The organism is Streptomyces sp. NBC_01016 (assembly GCF_026341035.1).
Classification (GTDB): Bacteria; Actinomycetota; Actinomycetes; order Streptomycetales; family Streptomycetaceae; genus Streptomyces.
The window spans coordinates 3,085,162-3,103,943 of sequence record NZ_JAPEOQ010000002.1 but is presented as its reverse complement, the minus strand read 5'-3'; the positions used below and the strand labels follow the sequence as shown (position 1 = coordinate 3,103,943).

Annotated in this window: 17 protein-coding genes; 11 read left to right on the top strand and 6 right to left on the bottom strand. The window is 71.8% G+C overall.

Going from position 1 to position 18,782, the window contains the following annotated elements; genetic code table 11:
- The first annotated feature begins 17 nt into the window (after nt 1–17).
- From OG746_RS40880 to OG746_RS40845, 8 genes are all read left to right on the top strand, one after another.
- Nucleotides 18–2,228, top strand: coding sequence for an acetate--CoA ligase family protein (locus OG746_RS40880; RefSeq protein ID WP_266723990.1), 2,211 nt, complete (start codon nt 18–20; stop codon nt 2,226–2,228).
- 23 nt (nt 2,229–2,251) lie between these two features.
- Nucleotides 2,252–3,397, top strand: a complete 1,146-nt coding sequence (locus OG746_RS40875; RefSeq protein WP_266723988.1) for an acyl-CoA dehydrogenase family protein — start codon at nt 2,252–2,254, stop codon at nt 3,395–3,397.
- Complete coding sequence (locus tag OG746_RS40870; protein WP_266723986.1) at nt 3,394–4,164, top strand: enoyl-CoA hydratase/isomerase family protein; 771 nt, start codon at nt 3,394–3,396, stop codon at nt 4,162–4,164. Before OG746_RS40875 ends, OG746_RS40870 begins: the two co-directional genes overlap by 4 nt.
- A gap of 106 nt (nt 4,165–4,270) precedes the next feature.
- Nucleotides 4,271–5,539 (top strand): CoA transferase, encoded by a 1,269-nt coding sequence (locus OG746_RS40865; protein ID WP_266723984.1) that lies wholly within the window; start codon nt 4,271–4,273, stop codon nt 5,537–5,539.
- Nucleotides 5,540–5,547: 8 nt separating this feature from the next.
- Complete coding sequence (gene fabG / locus OG746_RS40860; protein WP_266723982.1) at nt 5,548–6,297, top strand: 3-oxoacyl-ACP reductase FabG; 750 nt, start codon at nt 5,548–5,550, stop codon at nt 6,295–6,297.
- 114 nt (nt 6,298–6,411) lie between these two features.
- Nucleotides 6,412–7,635 carry an acetyl-CoA C-acetyltransferase gene (locus tag OG746_RS40855; RefSeq protein WP_266723980.1) on the top strand — a complete coding sequence of 408 codons (1,224 nt, stop codon included), beginning with the start codon at nt 6,412–6,414 and terminating at the stop codon, nt 7,633–7,635.
- A complete protein-coding gene (locus OG746_RS40850) occupies nt 7,632–9,242 on the top strand; it encodes an acyl-CoA dehydrogenase family protein (protein ID WP_266723978.1) in 1,611 nt (536 codons plus the stop codon). Before OG746_RS40855 ends, OG746_RS40850 begins: the two co-directional genes overlap by 4 nt.
- A 100-nt stretch (nt 9,243–9,342) precedes the next feature.
- Nucleotides 9,343–10,443 carry a sulfite oxidase gene (locus OG746_RS40845; RefSeq protein ID WP_266723976.1) on the top strand — a complete coding sequence of 367 codons (1,101 nt, stop codon included), beginning with the start codon at nt 9,343–9,345 and terminating at the stop codon, nt 10,441–10,443.
- 35 nt (nt 10,444–10,478) lie between these two features.
- Here OG746_RS40845 and OG746_RS40840 read toward each other — a convergent pair whose 3' ends face one another.
- Nucleotides 10,479–11,510: a LacI family DNA-binding transcriptional regulator gene (locus tag OG746_RS40840; protein ID WP_266723974.1), complete on the bottom strand. Its 1,032-nt coding sequence runs from the start codon at nt 11,508–11,510 to the stop codon at nt 10,479–10,481.
- Between the two features lie 196 nt (nt 11,511–11,706).
- Here OG746_RS40840 and OG746_RS40835 point away from each other — a divergent pair, with 196 nt between their 5' ends.
- From OG746_RS40835 to OG746_RS40825, 3 genes are read left to right on the top strand one after another with little or no spacing between them, the layout of a single operon-like run.
- Nucleotides 11,707–11,871, top strand: a complete 165-nt coding sequence (locus OG746_RS40835) for a hypothetical protein (protein WP_266723972.1) — start codon at nt 11,707–11,709, stop codon at nt 11,869–11,871.
- Nucleotides 11,872–11,906: 35 nt separating this feature from the next.
- Entirely contained in the window at nt 11,907–12,605 is a 699-nt protein-coding gene (locus tag OG746_RS40830; protein WP_266723971.1) for a ThuA domain-containing protein, read from the top strand.
- 2 nt (nt 12,606–12,607) lie between these two features.
- Nucleotides 12,608–13,720, top strand: a complete 1,113-nt coding sequence (locus tag OG746_RS40825; RefSeq protein ID WP_266725726.1) for a Gfo/Idh/MocA family protein — start codon at nt 12,608–12,610, stop codon at nt 13,718–13,720.
- 17 nt (nt 13,721–13,737) lie between these two features.
- On the opposite strand, the gene OG746_RS40820 is transcribed toward OG746_RS40825, so the two are convergent.
- From OG746_RS40820 to OG746_RS40805, 5 genes are all read right to left on the bottom strand, one after another.
- Nucleotides 13,738–14,829: an LLM class flavin-dependent oxidoreductase gene (locus OG746_RS40820; protein WP_266723969.1), complete on the bottom strand. Its 1,092-nt coding sequence runs from the start codon at nt 14,827–14,829 to the stop codon at nt 13,738–13,740.
- Nucleotides 14,830–14,964: 135 nt separating this feature from the next.
- Nucleotides 14,965–16,161, bottom strand: a complete 1,197-nt coding sequence (locus OG746_RS40815; protein WP_266723967.1) for an SfnB family sulfur acquisition oxidoreductase — start codon at nt 16,159–16,161, stop codon at nt 14,965–14,967.
- Nucleotides 16,158–16,715 (bottom strand): NADPH-dependent FMN reductase, encoded by a 558-nt coding sequence (gene ssuE / locus OG746_RS40810; RefSeq protein WP_266723965.1) that lies wholly within the window; start codon nt 16,713–16,715, stop codon nt 16,158–16,160. The genes OG746_RS40815 and ssuE overlap by 4 nt, the downstream gene beginning before the upstream one ends.
- A 257-nt stretch (nt 16,716–16,972) precedes the next feature.
- On the bottom strand, nt 16,973–17,053 hold the full coding sequence (locus OG746_RS45595) for a putative leader peptide (protein WP_353962433.1): 81 nt from the start codon (nt 17,051–17,053) through the stop codon (nt 16,973–16,975).
- 82 nt (nt 17,054–17,135) lie between these two features.
- On the bottom strand, nt 17,136–18,443 hold the full coding sequence (locus tag OG746_RS40805) for a sulfite oxidase (RefSeq protein ID WP_266723963.1): 1,308 nt from the start codon (nt 18,441–18,443) through the stop codon (nt 17,136–17,138).
- Nucleotides 18,444–18,782 lie beyond the last annotated feature (339 nt).

The following is an 18,782-nucleotide window of genomic DNA, read 5'->3' as shown; positions in this document are numbered from 1 at the left end:
AGTCCCGAGGAGGAACCGTGCAGCAGCACGCAGACCGCCCCCGCACCGACGACGCCCTGAACGCACTCCTGCACCCCCGCTCCATCGCGATCCTCGGCGCATCCGACACCCCGACGAAGCTGTCGGGGCGGCCCGTCGACTACCTCAAGCGGTTCGGGTTCACGGGCCGGATCCTTCCCGTCAACGCCAAGCGCGATCAGGTGCAGGGCCTGACCGCCTACCGCGGCCTGGACGACATCGACGGGGACATCGACCTCGCCATGATCATGCTGTCGGCCGAGCAGTCCGCCGACGCCGTCCGCGCCTGCGGCCGGCGCGGCATCCCCGCCGCCATCCTGGGTGCCTCGGGGTTCGCCGAGGTCGGCGGCCGGGGCGTGGAGCTCCAGGAGGACCTGAAGGCCGCGATCGCCGAGAGCGGGGTACGGGTGCTCGGCCCCAACTGCCTCGGCATGATCGCCTCCCGCGAGCGGGCGCTGCCCACCTTCACCTCCGCGCTCGACGAGGACGCCGACCTGGTGGAGGGCCCGATCGCCTTCCTCAGCCAGAGCGGCGCCTTCGGGGGCTTCGTGTTCAACGCCGCCCAGAACCTCGGCATCGGGATATCCCACTACCTCAACACCGGCAACGAGGTGGACCTTTCGGTCGCCGAGCTGGTCGACGGTCTGGTGCGCAGCGACGACACGGAGGTGATCCTCGCCTATCTCGAAGGTGTCACCGGCGGCCGCCGTCTCCTGGACGCCGCCCGGGAGGCGCACGAGCGGGACAAGCCGATCATCGCCGTCAAGGTCGGCCGTTCCGAGGCCGGCGCCCGCGCCGCCCAGTCCCACACGGCCTCGCTCGCCGGCGAGGACGCCGTCTTCGACGGCGCGATCAGGCAGTACGGCATTCTGCGCGTGGACGGTCCCGAGTCCATGCTGGAGGCCGCCCAGATCTTCTCCACCGGCCGCCGCGCGGCAGGGCGCAGGCTCACCTCCCTGTCCGTCTCCGGCGGTGCAGGGGCCCTGATGGCCGACGCGGCCGCGGGCCACGGCATCGAGGTCCGCGCCTGGGACGAGGAGTGGCAGCGCACCATGGCCGCCGCGATCCCCGTCTACGGGTCCCCGCGCAACCCCGTCGACCTCACCGGCAGCCTCATCGCCGAACCCGACATCCTGCGGCGGTCGTTGAAGGTCGCCGTCGAGCATCCGGGCACCGACATGATCGCCGTCCTCCTGGGCTGCGCGGACAACTGCGCCGACACGCTCATCGAGGCCCTCGACGAGGCGTACCGCTCGACCGACCGCCCCTTCGTCGTCGTGTGGACGGGCGGCAGCGGCCGTCCCCGCACCCGGCTGCGCGAGCTGGGCATCCCCTGCTACACCGACCCCGCCCAGGCTGCCCGCGCCCTCGGTCTCCTCGCCGACTTCAGCCTGCGGCCGGCCCTCCCGGCCCCCGTGCGTCCCGCCGACGTCGACACCGGGGCCGCCCGCGCCGTCGTCTCCCGCGCCCGCGCCGAGGGCCGCACCCAGCTCGACGAGTACGAGTCGACGCAGCTGATCGCCGCCTACGGGGTGCGGGCCGCGGCATCGCGCCCGGCCATCGATCCGGGCGAAGCGGCAGCCGCTGCCCGGGAGTTGGGTGGGCCCGTCGCCGTGAAGCTGCTGTCCGAACGGATCGGGCACAAGAGCGACATCGGCGGCGTCCGGCTCGGCCTCGACGGCGCAGACGCCGTGCGCGAGGCCGCCGAGGATGTGCTGCGCATCGCCCGCGAGGCAGGCGTGGACGACGCCCGCGTTCTCGTCCAGCGGATGGCCGAAGGCGGCGGCACCGAGCTGATCGTCGGCGTCAAGAACGATCCGGTGTTCGGGCCCGTCGTGGTCACCGGGCTCGGCGGCATCCTCGTCGAGGCGCTCGCCGACAGCCGGGTCGCCGTCGCCCCCGTCGACACGGTCGGCGCCCGGCGACTGCTGCTGTCCCTGCGCGGCAGCCGTCTGTTCGGCGAGGTGCGCGGCAAGCCCGCCCGCGACGTCGAGGCCGCCGCCGACACCATCGCGCGGCTGTCCTGGCTGGCCGCCGACCTCGCGGACGAGCTCGCGGAGCTGGACGTCAACCCGCTGCTCCTTGCCGCGGTGGGCGAGGGCGCGGCGGCGGTGGACGCGCTGGCGCACCTCACCCCGGCCAACTCGCACCGCGACCCAGTCAATTCACACCTCGCCCCTACCAACTCAACCCGCGCCCCTGTCAACTGACGTACCTGGAAAGGAGATTCACGATGGAAGCCGAGGAGTTCGAGGCGGTCGTCGCCGCCGTCCACACCCTCGTGCGGGAGGACGTGGTCCCGCGCGAGGACGAGATCGAGGAGACGGACGCCATCCCGGAGGACGTCCGCCGCAAGGCCGTCGAGATGGGCCTGTTCGGGTACACGCTGCCGGAGGCGTACGGGGGGCTCGGGGCGAGCCTGTCCGAAGACGTCCGACTCGCCTTCGAGTTCGGGTACACGACGCCCGCGTTCCGCTCGATGTTCGGCACCAACAACGGCATCGCCGGCAAGGTCCTCGACAACGCGGGCACCGAGGAGCAGAAGAAGCACTGGCTGCCCCGGCTCGCCGAGGGCGCCGTCGCGTCGTTCGCGCTGACCGAGGCGGAGGCGGGCTCCGACCCGTCGGGCCTGACCACGCGCGCCGTCCGGGCGGGCGACGGATACGTCATCAACGGAAGCAAGCGGTTCATCACCAACGCGCCGCTCGCCGACCTGTTCGTCGTCTTCGCCCGCACCGGCGAGGAGGCGACCGGGACGAAGGGCATCTCCGTGTTCCTCGTCGAGGCGGGTCTTCCGGGCGTCACGGTCGGCCCGAAGGACGCCAAGACCGGGCAGGCGGGCGCCTGGACCGCCGAGGTGTTCTTCGACGACGTACGGGTCGACAAGGGCGCGCTCGTCGGCGGCGAGGAGGGCGCGGGCTTCGGCACGGCCATGCAGTCCCTCGTACGCGGGCGTGTGCACATCGCGGCGCTGTGTGTCGGCATGGCCGAGCGGGTCCTGGAGGAGTCCGTCGCCCACGCGGCGACCAGCAAGCAGGGCGGCCGCCCCATCGGCGAGTTCCAGCTCGTCCAGGGCATGCTCGCCGAGATCCAGACGGGTGTGCTCGCGGGCCGGGCCATGGTCCTGGACGCCGCCGAGAAGTACGACTCCGGCGAGGACCGCAGGATCCGTCCTTCGGCCGCCAAGCTGTTCTGCTCCGAGATGGTCTCCAAGGCCGCCGACCTGGCCGTACAGATCCACGGCGGCATGGGCTACATGCGCGGCACGGTCGTCGAGCGCTGCTTCCGCGACGCCCGGCTCTTCCGCATCTACGAAGGCACCAGCGAGATCCAGAAGGTCATCATCGCCAAGCAGCTGCTGCGGCAGGCCCGGTCATGATCGAACCCGCCGTGGACGTGCGGTGCGAGGGCCCGGTCCACACCCTCACCCTGAACCGGCCCGCCCGGCGCAACGCCCTCGACCTCGCCGACCGGCGCGAACTCCTCGCCGCGCTGCGGGAGTCCGGGCAGGATCCGGAGTGCCGGGCGATCGTGCTGACCGGTGCGGGCGAGGTGTTCTGTGCGGGCGGTGACATCCGCTCGATGGCGCAGGACCCGAGCGTCGCCCGCGAGCGCCTCGCCGTCGTCAATGACGTGGCCCGGGCACTGGCGTGCTCGGCGAAGCCGGTGGTCGCCGCGGTGCGCGGAGGGGCGTACGGCCTGGGCCTCGGGCTCGCCGCGGCCTGCGACTACGTCGTGGCCGCCGACGACGCCCGGTTCGCGGCCTCCTTCGCCAAGATCGGGCTCACCGCGGACTCCGGACTCAGCTGGAGCCTCGCCCAGCGCGTCGGACCGGCCCGCGCCAAGGAACTCATCCTGTTCGCCGAGGACTTGGACGCCACCGAGGCCCAGCGGATCGGCCTGGTCAGCGAGATCACCGAGAGCGAGAAGGTGGCCGCACGGGCGCGGGAGCGGGCCGAGCGGCTCGCCGCCGCGTCGCCCTCCATGGTCGACGCCACCAAGCGGATCTTCGCCCAGGAGGCACAGGACCTGGACGCGGTCCTCGACGCGGAGGCGGCGGCGCAGGTCGAACTGCTCGGCGGCCAGGGCTTCGTGGAGGGCCGGGCCGCGTTCCTGGAACGCCGCCGCCCGGTCTTCCCGGCCTGAGTCGGCAGCCCGCACCCGTACGCGTACCCGTATGTGTCCCGTATGCGTCCCGTATGCGTAAGGAAAGCCCGTACCCGTACGGGCATAAGGAATGAGAGGAGAACGCATGCCTCACCCCGTGGCGTCACGCTCCCGTCCCCTTGAGGGCATGCGGATCGTCGAGCTCTCCAGCTACGTGGCCAGCCCGCTCGGCGGGATGACGCTGGCCCAGCTGGGCGCCGACGTCATCCGCGTCGAGCCGCTCAACGGCGCGCCGGACCGCACCCGGCACCCGCTCGCCGACAGCGGTACGAGCCTGTACTGGTCCGGCCTGAACAAGGGCAAGCGGGCCGTTGAGGTCGACCTGCGCAGCGAGGAGGGGCGTGAGATCGTCGCCGGTCTGGCCACCGGGGGCGGCCCGGGCGGCGGCATCGTGATCGCCAACTCCGAGCGTTATCAGGACCTTTCGTACGAGGCTCTGGCCGCCCGCCGCCCCGATCTGATCCACGTGCTGCTCACCGGACGTCGGGACGGCTCGGCCGCCGTCGACTACACCGTGCAGGCCGCCACAGGCTTTCCCCAGCTCACCGGCCCTGAGGGCACGCCAGATCCGGTCAACCACCTGATGCCCGCCTGGGATGTGGCCGCCGGTCTCTATCTCGCCGTCGGTCTGCTCGCCGCCGAACGCCATCGGCTGCGCACCGGCGAGGGCCAGCAGGTCCGCGTCGCCCTGGAGGACGTGGCTTTGGCGACAGCGGGCAACCTCGGTTACCTCGCCGAGGCCCAGCTCGACCGCACACCGCGCGTCCGCGCCGGGAACTACGTCTACGGCACCTTCGGCCGCGACTTCGCCACCGCCGACGGCGGCCGCCTCATGGTCGTCGCCCTCACCACCCGTCACTGGCAGGGCCTGTTGGGCGCCACCGGTCTCACCGACGCGGTCGACGCCGTCGGCCGTGCACTCGGCGCCGATCTCTCCGACGAGTTCGAGCGCTACACCCACCGCAAGGTCCTCGGCGAGCTGCTCGCCGACTGGTTCGCGGCACACACCCTCGCCGAGGCCCAGGAGGCGCTCGCCCGCACCCGCGTGCTGTGGTCCACCTACCGCAGCTTCACCGACCTCGCCGCCGACGGCGCCCAACTGCTGCGCGAGAACCCGCTGATGGCCCGCGTCGGCCAGGACGGCATCCCCGCGCACTGGGCACCCGGCTCCCCCGTCGTCATGGACGACACCCAGTCCACGCCCGAACCCTCGCCCACGGTCGGCCAGCACACCGACGACGTACTCCGCACTGAACTGGGGCTCAGCGAGGCCGAATTGGAGAAACTCGGCGAGGCGGGCGTCATCCGTCCCCGCCGGGCCGCGCACCCGTTCACCACGACCACAGGGAGCTGAAGACACTCATGGCAGCCACGGCACTTCTGGCCGACAAGACCGCAGTCATCACGGGCGGCGCCCAGGGCATCGGGCTCGCCATCGCCAGGGCCTACGTCCGCGAGGGCGCGAAGGTCGTGCTCGGGGACCTCAACCTGGAGGCAGCGGAGGCCGCGGCCAAGGAACTCGGCGGGCCCTCCGTCGCACACGCCGTACGCTGCGACATCACCGAGGCCGCCCAGGTGGACGCCCTGATCCGGGCCGCGATCGACACCTTCGGCTCCCTCGACGTCATGGTCAACAACGCCGGCATCACCCGCGATGCCACCATGCGCACCATGACCGAGGACCAGTTCGACCAGGTCATCGACGTCCACCTCAAGGGCACCTGGAACGGCACCCGCAAGGCCGCCGCCGTGATGCGTGAGCAGAAGCGCGGCGCGATCGTCAACATCTCCTCGCTGTCCGGCAAGGTCGGCATGGTCGGGCAGACCAACTACTCCGCCGCCAAGGCCGGAATCATCGGCCTGTCGAAGGCCGCCGCCAAGGAGATGGCCCACCATGGTGTGCGCGTCAACGCCGTCCAGCCCGGTCTGATCCGCAGCGCCATGACCGAGGCGATGCCGGAGAAGGCGTGGGACCAGAAGATGGCCGAGATCCCGATGCGGCGCGCGGGCGAGGTGGAGGAGGTCGCCTCCGTCGCGCTGTTCCTGGCCTCGGACCTGTCCTCGTACATGACCGGAACCGTGCTGGAGGTAACGGGTGGGCGGTTCATGTGAGTTGGTACTCGTGAGTTGGTACTTGTGAGTTCGTACATGTGAGCCGGGCCTCGTTTGCGAGCTCAGCCGGCCATCGGCCGTACACCCGCACCCGCACCCCGTCAGGAGCACCCCATGCGTGAAGCCGTCGTCTGCGAACCCGTCCGCACACCCATCGGCCGCTACGGCGGCATGTTCAAGTCGCTGACCGCCGTCGACCTCGGCGTCGCCGCCCTCAAGGGCCTCCTCGAACGCACGGGCCTCAACCCCGAGGCCATCGAGGACGTCATCCTCGGCCACTGCAACGGCAACAGCGAGGCGCCCGCGATCGGCCGCGTCGTCGCCCTGGACGCGGGCCTGCCCGTCACCGTGCCCGGCCTCCATCTCGACCGCCGCTGCGGCTCGGGGCTGCAGGCCGTCCTCTACGCCGCTCAGCAGGTGCAGACCGGCGCGCACGACGTCGTCGTGGCGGGCGGCACGGAGTCCATGAGCAACGCCGCGTTCTACTCGACCGACATGCGCTGGGGCGCGAAGGGCGCCGCCATCCAGCTGCACGACGGCCTCGCGCGCGCCCGCTCCACCGCCGGAGGCCGCCACTACCCGGTACCCGGCGGCATGTTGGAGACGGCGGAGAACCTGCGCCGCGAGTACGCCATCGGCCGCGAGGAGCAGGACCGTCTCGCCCTCGCCTCCCACCAGCGCGCCGTGCGGGCGCAGTCGGACGGCGTCCTCGCCGAGGAGATCGTGCCCGTGACGGTCCCCGGACGTCGCCCCACCGACGAGGGCACCGTCATCGACACCGACGAACACCCGCGCGCCGACACGTCGTTGGAGTCCCTCGGCCGCCTCAAGCCGATCCTGCGCCACTCCGACCCGGAGGCCACGGTCACCGCGGGCAACGCGAGCGGGCAGAACGACGCGGCCGCGATGTGTGTCGTCACCACCCCCGAGCGCGCGGAGCAGTTGGGCCTGCGGCCGCTCGTACGTCTCGTCTCCTGGGGCGTGGCTGGGGTGCCGCCGAAGACGATGGGCATCGGTCCCGTTCCGGCGAGCGCGGTCGCCCTCGACCGGGCCGGGCTCACCCTGGCCGACATCGACCTCGTCGAGCTCAACGAGGCCTTCGCCGCGCAGGCGCTCGCCGTGATGCGCGAGTGGGAGTTCGGCGAGAAGGACCTGGAGCGCACCAACGTGCACGGCTCCGGCATCTCGCTCGGCCATCCCGTCGGCGCCACCGGAGTCCGCATGCTCGCCACCCTCTCCCGCGAACTCCACCGCCGCGAGGCCCGGTACGGCCTCGAGACCATGTGCATCGGCGGCGGCCAGGGCCTGGCGGCGGTCTTCGAGCGGGTGACGTCGTGACCACTGCACTTGTGCGCGCGACGGAGCTGGTCGAGGCACTGGAGGAGGTCGTCGCCAAGGCCTCCGCACGCCTCGCCGCGGCCCCCGCGACGGACGAGGACCAGACCGTCCCGTACGACATCGCCTCGGTGTCCTCGGCGGTCGCCGCCGCCCGCCACCTCCTCGACCTGGGCGCGCACAGCGCGGTCGAGGCGGATCTGGCGCTGCTCTTCGCCGCCGACACGGCAGCCGATCTGGCGGGCCGGACGGCAGGCCGCGAAGCCCTGTGGGGCCTGGACGGGACGACGGCGCTCGACGCGGGCGCCGAGCACATCGCGGCCGGGCGCGCGCCCGCGTTCCTGGACACCGTCGCCGAACGCGTCCTCGCTGCCGGTGGCGAGGCGGCCCCGCGCCACCTCTCCGACGAGCTTCAGCTGGTGCGCTCCACGTTCCGCGACTTCGCCGAGGCGAAGGTGAAGCCGGTCGCCGACGCCATCCACGCGGGCGACGAGGACATCCCGGACGAGATCGTCGACGGCCTCTCCGAGATGGGCTGCTTCGGCCTTTCGATCCCCGCCGAGTACGGCGGCTTCGCCGAGGGCGGCGCGGACGAGCTGCTCAGCATGGTCGTGGTGACGGAGGAGCTGTCGCGGGCCTCGCTCGGCGCCGCGGGCTCGCTGATCACCCGGCCCGAGATCATCGGCACGGCGATCGCGCGCGGCGGCACGGAGGAGCAGCGCCGACGGTGGCTGCCACTCATCGCGACCGGTGAGCGGCTGTGCGGTGTCGCGGTCACGGAACCGAACCACGGCTCGGATGTCGGCGGCATCACCACGACGGCCGTGCGGGACGGCGAGGACTGGATCCTCAACGGAGTCAAGACGTGGTGCACCTTCGCGGGGCGCGCCCATTACCTCCTCGTACTCGCCCGTACGCAGCCGGACCGCTCGGCGGGCCACCGCGGCCTGTCCCTGTTCGTCGTCGAGAAGCCGTCGTTCCCCGGCCACGAGTGGCAGGTCACGCAGGACGGCGGCGGCTCGGCGGCGGGCCGCGCGATCCGCACGCTCGGCTACCGCGGCATGCACTCGTTCGAGGTCACCTTCGACGGGTTCCGGGTCCCGGCGGACAACCTCATCGGCCTCGACGAGGGCCTCGGCCGGGGCTTCTACCTACAGATGCAGGCCTTCGCCAACGCCCGTCTACAGACGGCGGCCCGCGCGGTCGGCGTGATGCAGTCGGCCCTGGAACTGGCTGCCGACCACGCACGGCAACGCCCCGTCTTCGGCCACCCCCTCACCTCCTTCCAGCTCACCCGGGCCAAGCTGGCACGCATGGCCGCCCACATCGCGGCCTGCCGAGCCTTCACCGCCACGGCGGCGCGGGCCATCACGGCGGGCGAAGGCGTCCTACCGGCGGCCCAGGTCAAACAACTGGCCTGCCGGGCCGCGGAATGGGTCACCCGCGAGGCCCAGCAGCTGCACGGCGGCTATGGCTACGCCGAGGAGTACGCGGTGTCCCGCCTCTTCGTCGACGCCCGCGTCCTGTCGATCTTCGAGGGAGCGGACGAGGTGCTGGCGCTCCGGGTGATCGCGCGGCAGCTGGCGAAGGGGGCACCTCCAACCACCTAGAAGGGGGCACCCCCAACCACTTAAGGGCATAGGCCCCGCTTATGGGCTCATAGGGAACAAGCGGCTACCAGCCCGCAGCGCAGGGGCCGACGCTAAGGGCATGACGACAACCGACACGGCAGTCACCGCAGTGCCCGGAGTGGTCAAGCCGACCTCCGCCGAGGTCATGGAGGACACCGGCACCGGTCTGGACTTCGGTACGCGGGCGGACCGGATGCCCGGCCACCTGACCCCCAACGACCGCTTCTTCGTCCGCAGCCACTCCCCCACGCCCCGGATCGACGTCGAGGGATGGTCCCTGCGGATCGACGGCGATGCCGTGCGGTCGCCCGTCACCTTCGGCTACGACGATCTGTGGCGGGCGTTTCCCCTGGTCTCCGTCACACGCACGATCGAGTGCGCGGGCAATCGCCGTGTGCTGTTCGGTCGGCAGCACGGGCAGCGCATCGCGGGGACCCCGTGGGGCCGCGGCGCGGTCAGCACCGCCGAGTGGACCGGCGTACGGCTGCGTGACCTGCTCGAGGCGGCGGGCGTCGGCCCGGACGCGCACGACGTCATGCCGGTGGCGCTCGACGAGTGCGGCGCCCGGCGGCCCATGCCCCTGGACAAGGCGATGGCCGACGACACCCTGCTCGCCCTGGCCATGAACGGCGAGCCGCTGCCGCCCGACCACGGCTTCCCGGCCCGGGTCGTGGTCTCCGGCTGGCTGGGGGCGGCGAGCATCAAGTGGGTCGGCCGCATCGAGGTGTCCCGCAGACCGATCCACGTCCCCTGGAACACCGAGGACTACGTCCTCATCGGCCCCGACCACCCGGCGCACGGACCCGTCCTGGGCACACCCATCAACGAACTCCCGGTGACCAGCCTGGTGGAACTCGACTGGCCCGCACACCTGAAGCCGGAGCCCCAGCTCGTACGAGGACGGTCGTTCGCCGGGGAGCAGCGCATCGCCTCGGTGGCCTACAGCATCGACCGGGGCCCGTGGCACGAGGCCCGGCTCACCGGTTCCCGGGAGGCCGGCGCCTGGACCCGCTGGCACTTCACCTGGACCCCCGACCCGGGCGAGCACACCATCTCGATCCGCGCCACGGACGACACGGGCCGCACCCAGCCGGCCCACGTCCCGTGGAACCGACTCGGCTACCTCAACAACCAGATTCTCGACCATCCCGTGCACGTGGCGGGAGAGGTCACCGGCTGAGGCGCCGGACCGGTAGGTCACGAGCCCCCAACCCCTCACTCCAGCACAGCCGTTGACTCCCGCACGACCAGTTGCGTCGCCAGCTCCACGCGATGCGTGTCGGGCTGTTCGCCCCGCGCCTGGCGCAGTACCGTGCGCAGGGCCGCGCGGCCCATCTCCTGGAGGGGCTGGGCGACGGAAGTGAGGGCGGGGACGGAGTCGCGGGCGAGGGCCGTGCCGTCGAAGCCGACGAGGCTCAGGTCCTCCGGTACCCGGATGCCGCGCCTGCGGCCCTCGCGCAGGACGCCGACGGCGATCGCGTCGTTGCCCGCGAAGACCGCGGTCGGCGGTCGCGTACGGGACAGGAGGGTGCTCAGCCCTTCGATGCCGTACTCGGCGCGGAAGCGGCCGTGCAGGACGAGGCCGGGGTCGGCCTCGATGCCGCGCGAGGCGAGCGCGGACAGGTAGCCGTGCAGGCGCGCCTGGTTGCACTCGATCGTCTCCGGGCCGCCGAGGTAGGCGATACGGCGGTGGCCGAGGTCCAGGAGGTGTTCGGTGGCCGCCTTGCCTCCCGCCCAGTTGGCGGCGCCCACGCTGACGACGTCGGCCGGTGGCGGGTTGTAGGAGTCGATGACCACGACGGGGATGTGGCGGCGGAGGAAGGCGGCGAGGCCGGACTCGCCGTAGGCCGAGGTCACGACGATGACTCCGGCACGGCCCTCGTTGATGATGCGCTGTGCCTTGCGGCCGAGGCCGCGTTCGGTGGTGCGCCGGCGTCCGGTCGTGCTGACGACGACCTCGACGCCGGTGCTCGCGGCGTGGTCGAGGATGCCGTTGAGCAGCGCCGAGGGGTACGCGGAGTCGATCGCGTCGAAGGCGACCTCGACGACGTCGGGCCCTGAGGGTGCCCGGCGCTGGGACGGCGAGCGGTAGCCGGCCTCCTCGAGTGCGGCCAGTACCTTCGCCCGGGTCTCGTCGGCCACGTCCGCCCGGCCGTTGACGACCTTGGACACCGTCGCCGTGGAGACTCCGGTGCCGTGCGCGATGGCGGCCAGGGTCGGCCTGACGGAGGAGGACGGGAGCGGCACAGGGTCTCCTGGGTGTCGAAATATTTTCGGTGACGGCAGCTTGGGACGCGGCGTCATCGGCGTCAACCCCGGGCGCCAAATCTTTCTGCTGCACGGCCTCTTGACCGTCTCCGTCGCCACTTCTACGGTTCCGGAGTCTCGAACAATCTTCGAAATATTTCGATCCCCGTCTCTCAACGCCGAGGAACGGACGACCATGGCCTCCAGCAGATTCAGCGGGCTCCGCGGCCTCAGCGGCATCCGCGGACGCCTGGACGGCTGCACGGAATGGGCCATCCTCGCGACGCTGCCGCTGCTCGTCGTGTACGTCATCGCGCGCCGGCAGCTCGTCAGCGGCCTCACGGCCGGTTTCGGCAAGTGACACCCGTACCCCCTCTCACCCGGCAAAGGAGTTCTGTGACCACCGCCAAGAAGGCACTCGTCGTACGCGGAGGCTGGGACGGGCACCAACCCGTCCAGGCCACCGACCTGTTCATCCCGCACCTGAAGGCCAACGGCTACGACGTACGCATCGAGGACTCGCCCAAGGTCTACGCCGACGCGGCGTACATGGCAGGCGTGGACCTGGTGATGCAGTGCATGACGATGTCCACCATCGAGCGGGAGGAGTTCGCGGGGCTGCGCACGGCCGTCGAGAACGGGACCGGGCTCGCCGGATGGCACGGCGGGATCGCCGACTCCTACCGGAACACCGCGGACTATCTGCACCTCATCGGCGGCCAGTTCGCCTGCCATCCCGGCAAGCACCCCGACGAGCGCAAGGGCGAGCAGGCGGACAACTACGTCCCGTACACGGTGAACATGCTCCCGGCCGCCGCCCAACACCCCGTCACCGAGGGCATCGAGGACTTCGACCTCGTCACCGAGCAGTACTGGGTCCTCGCGGACGACTACATCGACGTGCTCGCCACCACCACGCAGAGGATCCGCGCCTGGGACCCGTGGCACCGCGAGGTCACCTCGCCGGCCATCTGGACACGGAAGTGGGGCAAGGGCCGCATCTTCGTGTGCACACCGGGCCACCACGTCGAGGACCTCGAGCACCCGAGCGTGCGCACCATCGTCGAAAGGGGCCTGCTGTGGGCAAGCCGTTGAACATGGACAGGCCGTTGAGCGTCGGCATCATCGGGTGCGGGACCATCGTCGGCCAGTACCTGGCGAGTCTGCGCAGGCTGGCGGACGTCGAGTTGGTCGCCGTGGCCGACCTGGACGCGGAGCGTGCGCGCGCGGTGGCGAAGGAGTGGGAAGGGGACGTACGCGCGGTCACCGTCGAGGAGTTGCTCGCCGCCGACGACGTGGACCTCGTCCTCAACCTCACGATCCCCGCCGCGCACGCCGAGATAGCCCTCAAGGCGATCGCGGCAGGCAAGCACGTGTACGGCGAGAAGCCGCTCGCGGCCACCACGGACGAGGCCCGCCAGGTGCTGGAGGCCGCCCGGCAGGCGGGCGTCGTCGTCGGCTGCGCGCCGGACACGGTGCTCGGCACCGGCATCCAGACCGCGCGCAAGGCCATCGACGACGGGCTCATCGGCCGCCCGGTCGCGGCCACAGCCACGATGGTCACCCCCGGCCACGAGCGCTGGCACCCCAACCCGGACTTCTACTACGCGCCGGGCGGCGGCCCGCTCCTCGACATGGGGCCGTACTACATCACGGCTCTGGTCACCCTCCTCGGACCGGTCACCTCGGTGATCGGCGCCGCGAGCCACCCCCGCTCCGAGCGGGAGATCGGCAGCGGTCCGCGCGCCGGTGAGCGGGTATCGGTCGAGGTCGACACCCATGTCACGGGGGTGCTGGTGCACGAGTCCGGCGCGCTGTCGACGCTCGTGGTGAGCTTCGACGCGGTCGCGACACACTCCTCGAACATCGAGATCCACGGACCGCGGGGGTCCCTCGCGGTCCCCGACCCGAACCACTTCGCCGGCGACACACGCCTGTTCCGCCTCGGCGCCGAGACGTGGGAGGCCCTCCCGGTCTCCGCCGGCTACAGCGACTCGGGCCGCGGCTACGGCATCGCCGATCTGGCCGCCACGCCCCCGACCCACGAGCCGCGTGCGTCGGGCACGCTGGCGTACCACGTGCTGGACATCATGGAGTCCCTGCTCGGCTCGGCGGCAGGCGGCACTTCCGTCACGGTGTCCAGCCGCGCCCCGCGCCCGGCGCCGGTGCCGCTCGCCGACCTGTCGCGTACGGGGGTGGGTGCGCCCTAGCGGGAGCTCTGCCCGGGTCAGACGCGCACGGGTTCCTCGACGACCGGCGGCGCCGGGAGCACGGGCTCCCAGGCGAACGGCGGGTCGGGGAGCTCGTGCCGCAGCACCGAGGCGACCTCGGACTGGAACAGTTCGAGGGAGTCGCGGTGCTGAGTGTCCGTCAGCCCGCCGCCGTCCGCGTGCAGATGCAGCACCGAGTGCCCGAACTGCTCGTGGTAGCGGTGCACCTTCTCGATGACCTGTTGCGGGCTGCCGATCAGGGCGGAGCTTCGTTCGACGAAGTCCTCGACGGTCTCGAAGACCACCGGAAGCCCGGACTGCCGCTGGAACGCCAGCGTCGACTCGAAGATCGGCCGGTACACCTTCACCGCCTCCTGGGAGGTGCGGGCCACGAACAGCCCGGCCGTACCGGCGCCCACGGCGATCTTCGCCGGGTCATGGCCGTAGTGCTCCCAGCGCTCGCGGTAGTGGCGGATCAGCTCGGCGTACGGCTCGATGGGGTTGGTGACGTTGGCCGAGAACAGCGGGTCGCCGTAGCGGGCCGCGAGGTCCACCGACTCCTTGCTGGTGGCGCTGCCGTGCCAGACCCGGACCGGCTGCTGGTACGGCCGCGGCCACACCTCGGCGTCGGCAAGCGGCGGACGGAACCGGGTCGCCGCGGTGACCTTGCCCTGCCGCCAGAGCTTCCGGAACACCTCGTAGCTCTCGGCGTTGCGGTCCCACTGGTCCTCGGGCGTGACGTGGAACAGCTCGCGCTGGGCGGTCCCGTTGCCCTTGCCGATGATCAGGTCGAGGCGCCCGTCGGAGAGGTGGTCGAGCGTGGCGTAGTCCTCGTAGGCACGCACGGGGTCGAGGAGGCTGAGCGTGGTCACCGCGGTGAAGAGGCGGATGTGTCTGGTCAGCGCGGCGATGTGGCTGAGCACGACGGTCGGCGAGGAAGAGATGAACGGCCGCTCGTGCCGCTCCCCCACACCGAACCCGTCGAACCCCAACTCCTCGGCGAGCACCGCGTGTTGGAGCACCTCACGGAACCGATCGTGGGTCGGCTTCTTTATGCCGGTGACCGGGTCGGGCCGGTGGGTGATGAGGGTGATGGCGAGGAACTTCACGAGGCCACCTGCTCGCCGCGTACGTCAGTCTCGCCGCGTACGTCAGTGGGGAGGCGCCGGTGGAAGGTAAGGGGCACAGGGGTTCTCCGATCAGGGTCGCCTGTTACAGCCGGCCGTTGTTGCAGCCGACCGTTGTTACAGCAGGCCGTGCCGGGGCGGACGGGTCCGGTTGAGTACGTAGCGGCCGATGTGCTGGACCTTCCAGCGGCCCGGATCGTGCAGGGTGTGAGTGCGGGCGTCACGCCAATGGCGGTGCAGATCCAGGGAGTTGAGGGCCGAGCGGGTGCCGGACACCTCGAAGAGGGCGCTGCCCGTCTCCACGGCGACTTCGGCCGCCGTCACCTTCGCCGCGGCCACAGCGATCGAGGCCTCGGCCGCCGTGTCGTCGGTCAGGTCGGCGCGGGCTGCGTCCACGGACCTGGCAGCGACGGCGAGCAGCGCGTCCGCGGCCCGTACCCGGATGCCCAGTTCGCCGAACCGCTGGATGAGCAGCGGGTCGTCGGCGGCGCTCGCGTGCCCCTCGTCGACGCTCTCGAACCAGGGGCGACTCTTGGTGCGGACGAACTCCACCGCCTCCCCCAGCGCACCGGAGGCGATCCCGGCGTCGATGGCGGCGTGCAGCAACTGAGCTACAGCTCCGTGTAGTTGAGGCCCTTGGAACGTGAGGTGATGGGGCACGACCCGGTCGGCGGGTACGGGCACCGACTCCAGGCGGACGGTTCCGCTGGCGGTGGTGCGCTGCCCCATGCCGTCCCAGTCGTCCACCACCGTGAGACCGGGCGCGTCCCGCGGCACGTACGCCACGTGCAGGGTGTCGTCGTCGGCGCGGGCAAGGACGGGGATCCAGTGGGCGAACAGCGCCCCGGTGGAGTAGTGCTTGACGCCGTCGAGGACGTACGCCCCGTCCGACAGTCGCGCGAGCCGAGTGCGGATGTCCTGCACGTGCTGCGTGCCCGCCTCGGACTGCGCGTTGCCGAACCGCTTCCCCCGCAGCACCTCGCCGAAGAAGAACCCCTGCTGCTCCGGCGTGCCTTGCCGGCGCAGCACATTGACGTACACGAAGTGGCTCTGCGGAATCTGCGCCAGGCTGGCGTCGGCGGCGGCAAGGAGCCGGAAGATCTCGGCGAGCGTCTCGGTGCGGACGTCCGCGCCGCCGAACTCCCGTGGCACCGTCACGCCGAGCAGCCCGGAGGCCGAAAGGCGTTCCAGCTCGGCGCGCGGGAGCCTGCGCAACGTGTCCCGTTCGGCGGCCTCCTTGCGGAATTCCTCGGCGAGTTCGGCGGCGACGGCCAGGGCCTCTGCATCGTCGGCGAGCACGGTCGCGGCGCTCATCCGGTGGCCGCAAGCAGCTTCGTGCGGCCACCCAGCGCGGCGGAGAACTGGTCGGTGACCTGGGCCAGGGCCTCCGCAGAGCCGGGCGCGACGGTCAGCGTGCCGTCGTCGCCCACCTTGATGTCCTTGTCGAGGGTGAACCAGCCCGGCGTGATGTGCGCGGGCCCCATGGAGGCGAGGACCGGACGCAGGGCGTAGTCGATCGCCAGCACATGGGCGGTGGAACCGCCGGTGGCCAGCGGGAGCACCGTCTTTCCGGCCAGCGCGTACTGCGGGAGCAGGTCGAGGAGCGACTTCAGCAACCCCGAGTAGGCAGCCTTGTAGACCGGTGTGCCGACCACGACCCCGTCCGCCCGCTCGAACAGGGCGGTGGCCTCGACGATCGCGGGATGCCGGAAGTCGGCGTGGAGCAGGGCCTCGGCCGGGATCGTGCGCACATCGAGCGGGATCACCTCGTGCCCCTGCCCGGTCAGCCGGGTGTCGAGCGCGCGCAGGAGACGGGCGGTGCGGGAGGTGGGGGACGGACTGCCGGAGACGGACAGGACGGTGGCCATGGGGGGCCTTCTTTCTGGGTTCGGGACGCTCAAGACGGGGCGGGCGGAGGCGGGTTGGTCAGGCGTGGGCCGGGACGGACCCGGCGTCCGTGTCGACGGCTTGCGCCTCCAACTCACGTACGAGGGGCAGCAGTGGGGTCAGTGGCCCGAATCGGGGCGCACGGGAGCGACGTTCCTGAAAGGGGACGTCAGCGGGTGGGATCCGCGAGGAGAATGAGGGGAGCGACGCGTGCGCGAGGGTTTATCGCGGGGTGCGCTCAGACCCGACAACGACAGAAGGAGCTGGAGACACGCGCGAGATCGACGTGGCGTCGCTGCGTGAGGTCCTGTCGCTTCATGTCATCGATCAAAGCAGCGGAAAGTCCCGCCGGTCAACAGTGCACGGGCCCGATTCCACATTCTGAGAGCCGGAAGTCGCCGTCACACCACCGCCACCGGATGCCGCACCACCGCGTCGAAGAGGTATCCCTGCGTGTTGGGCACCGCGACGTCCGGCTGGCTGCGGCCCGCGGTGTCGGTGGCTCGGGCCAGGACATGGGTGGCGCCGGAGGCGTCGGGCTTCCAGGGCACGGACCAGCGGGTCCATGTGCCCGCGCGGGGCCGGTCGTGCAGCCGGGCGGGCCGCCAGCTGGCCCCGCCGTCGGTGCTGACATCGACCCGCGCGACGCCGCCCGCCCCCGACCAGGACCGGCCGTGCAGCACCTGTCCCTCCCCCACCGGGAACCGGGCGCCGCTCGCCAGCTCGAAGGCGCTCTTGATGGTCTGCCGGGTCAGCGGCGCGCTGCCGTTCTCCGGGTAGCCGGGGCCGAACAGCCGGTAGAAGGCGGTGTTCCACGGTGAGAACAGCGGCTGCGCGGACACCTCGATGTCACCGACCCACTTGATCGAGGCGATCCCCACCCACGACGGAACCAGCACCCGCACCGGGTAGCCATGGTCGTACGGCAGCGGCTCGCCGTTCATCTCGTACGCGAGCAGGACGTCGTCCAGCGCCTTGGCCAGCGGCAGCGGACGCCGCACCCGGCCGAGGTTCTCCCCTTCGCTGATGTACTCGGCGTCCAGCCCACGCGGTTGTACGTCGACGGCGTCCGACGACAGCCCCGCCTTCCGGAGTACGTCGCCCAGGCGCGCCCCGCGCCATCGTGCGACGCCGACCGCGCCCAGCGTCCACGCGGTTCCGGTCACCGTCTCGCCCTGCTGGGACGTGTAGTAGCTGCGCCCGTTCCCGGCGCACTCGACGAACGCGGTCCGGGTGACGGCGGGCAGGGCGCGCAGATCGTCGTAGCCGAACTCCACCGGCCTGTCCTCGCCGTGCGCGCCCCGCAGCCCGCTGCCCCACAACCGCAACCGCCAGTCGTCTGCGTCCAGGACGGGGGTGGCGGTGTGATTGCGGACGAAGAACCGCTCGTTGGGGGTGAGATGGCCGGTCCCTCGCAGCGCCTCCCAGCGGGTCTCGGCGTTGGTGCCGCGCTGGATGAACCACTCGGGCGGCAGCGGTTTGACGATGGGGGTGTCAGCGGCGTGGGCCGGGCGCGGCGCCGGGAGCGCGGTGGCGGCGGCCGTGGCGGCGAGCAGGGTGAGCAGCCGGCGGCGGCTGACCCCGTCCGCGCGGGCGTCCCCGGCCAGCCACTGGCGCAGTCTGCGCCGGTCGTAGGCGGTTTCGTCGAGGCGGGCTGCGGGGCGGGGCGGCGGCGGCACGGCGGATTCGGGCAGGGCGGACTCAGGCATGGCGGGTCCTCGTGATCAGCGGGGAAGGCGGCGGCGCGCGGGACGTGTGGCGGCCGGACCAGCGCACCCAACAGAGCGGACACATACGGCAGTTGGGTACCGGACCGAGGCGGCGAGTGATCAGCCGGGGAACCGACACAGCGCGGCAGCGACGCGGACGAGGTCCACGGTGCGGCGACGCGTCAGAGGCTCCAGCGGTGGCATGGCGCGATGCAAGCACGCGGGGCGCGAGGGTGTCAACGGCGCCTGGCCTCGAGGTGGTTGGGGCGCCGGTGGAGCGGGCGCGGGTCGCGGCACCACGGTCACGGCCATGGCCGCCGACGGCCGATCGACGACGGA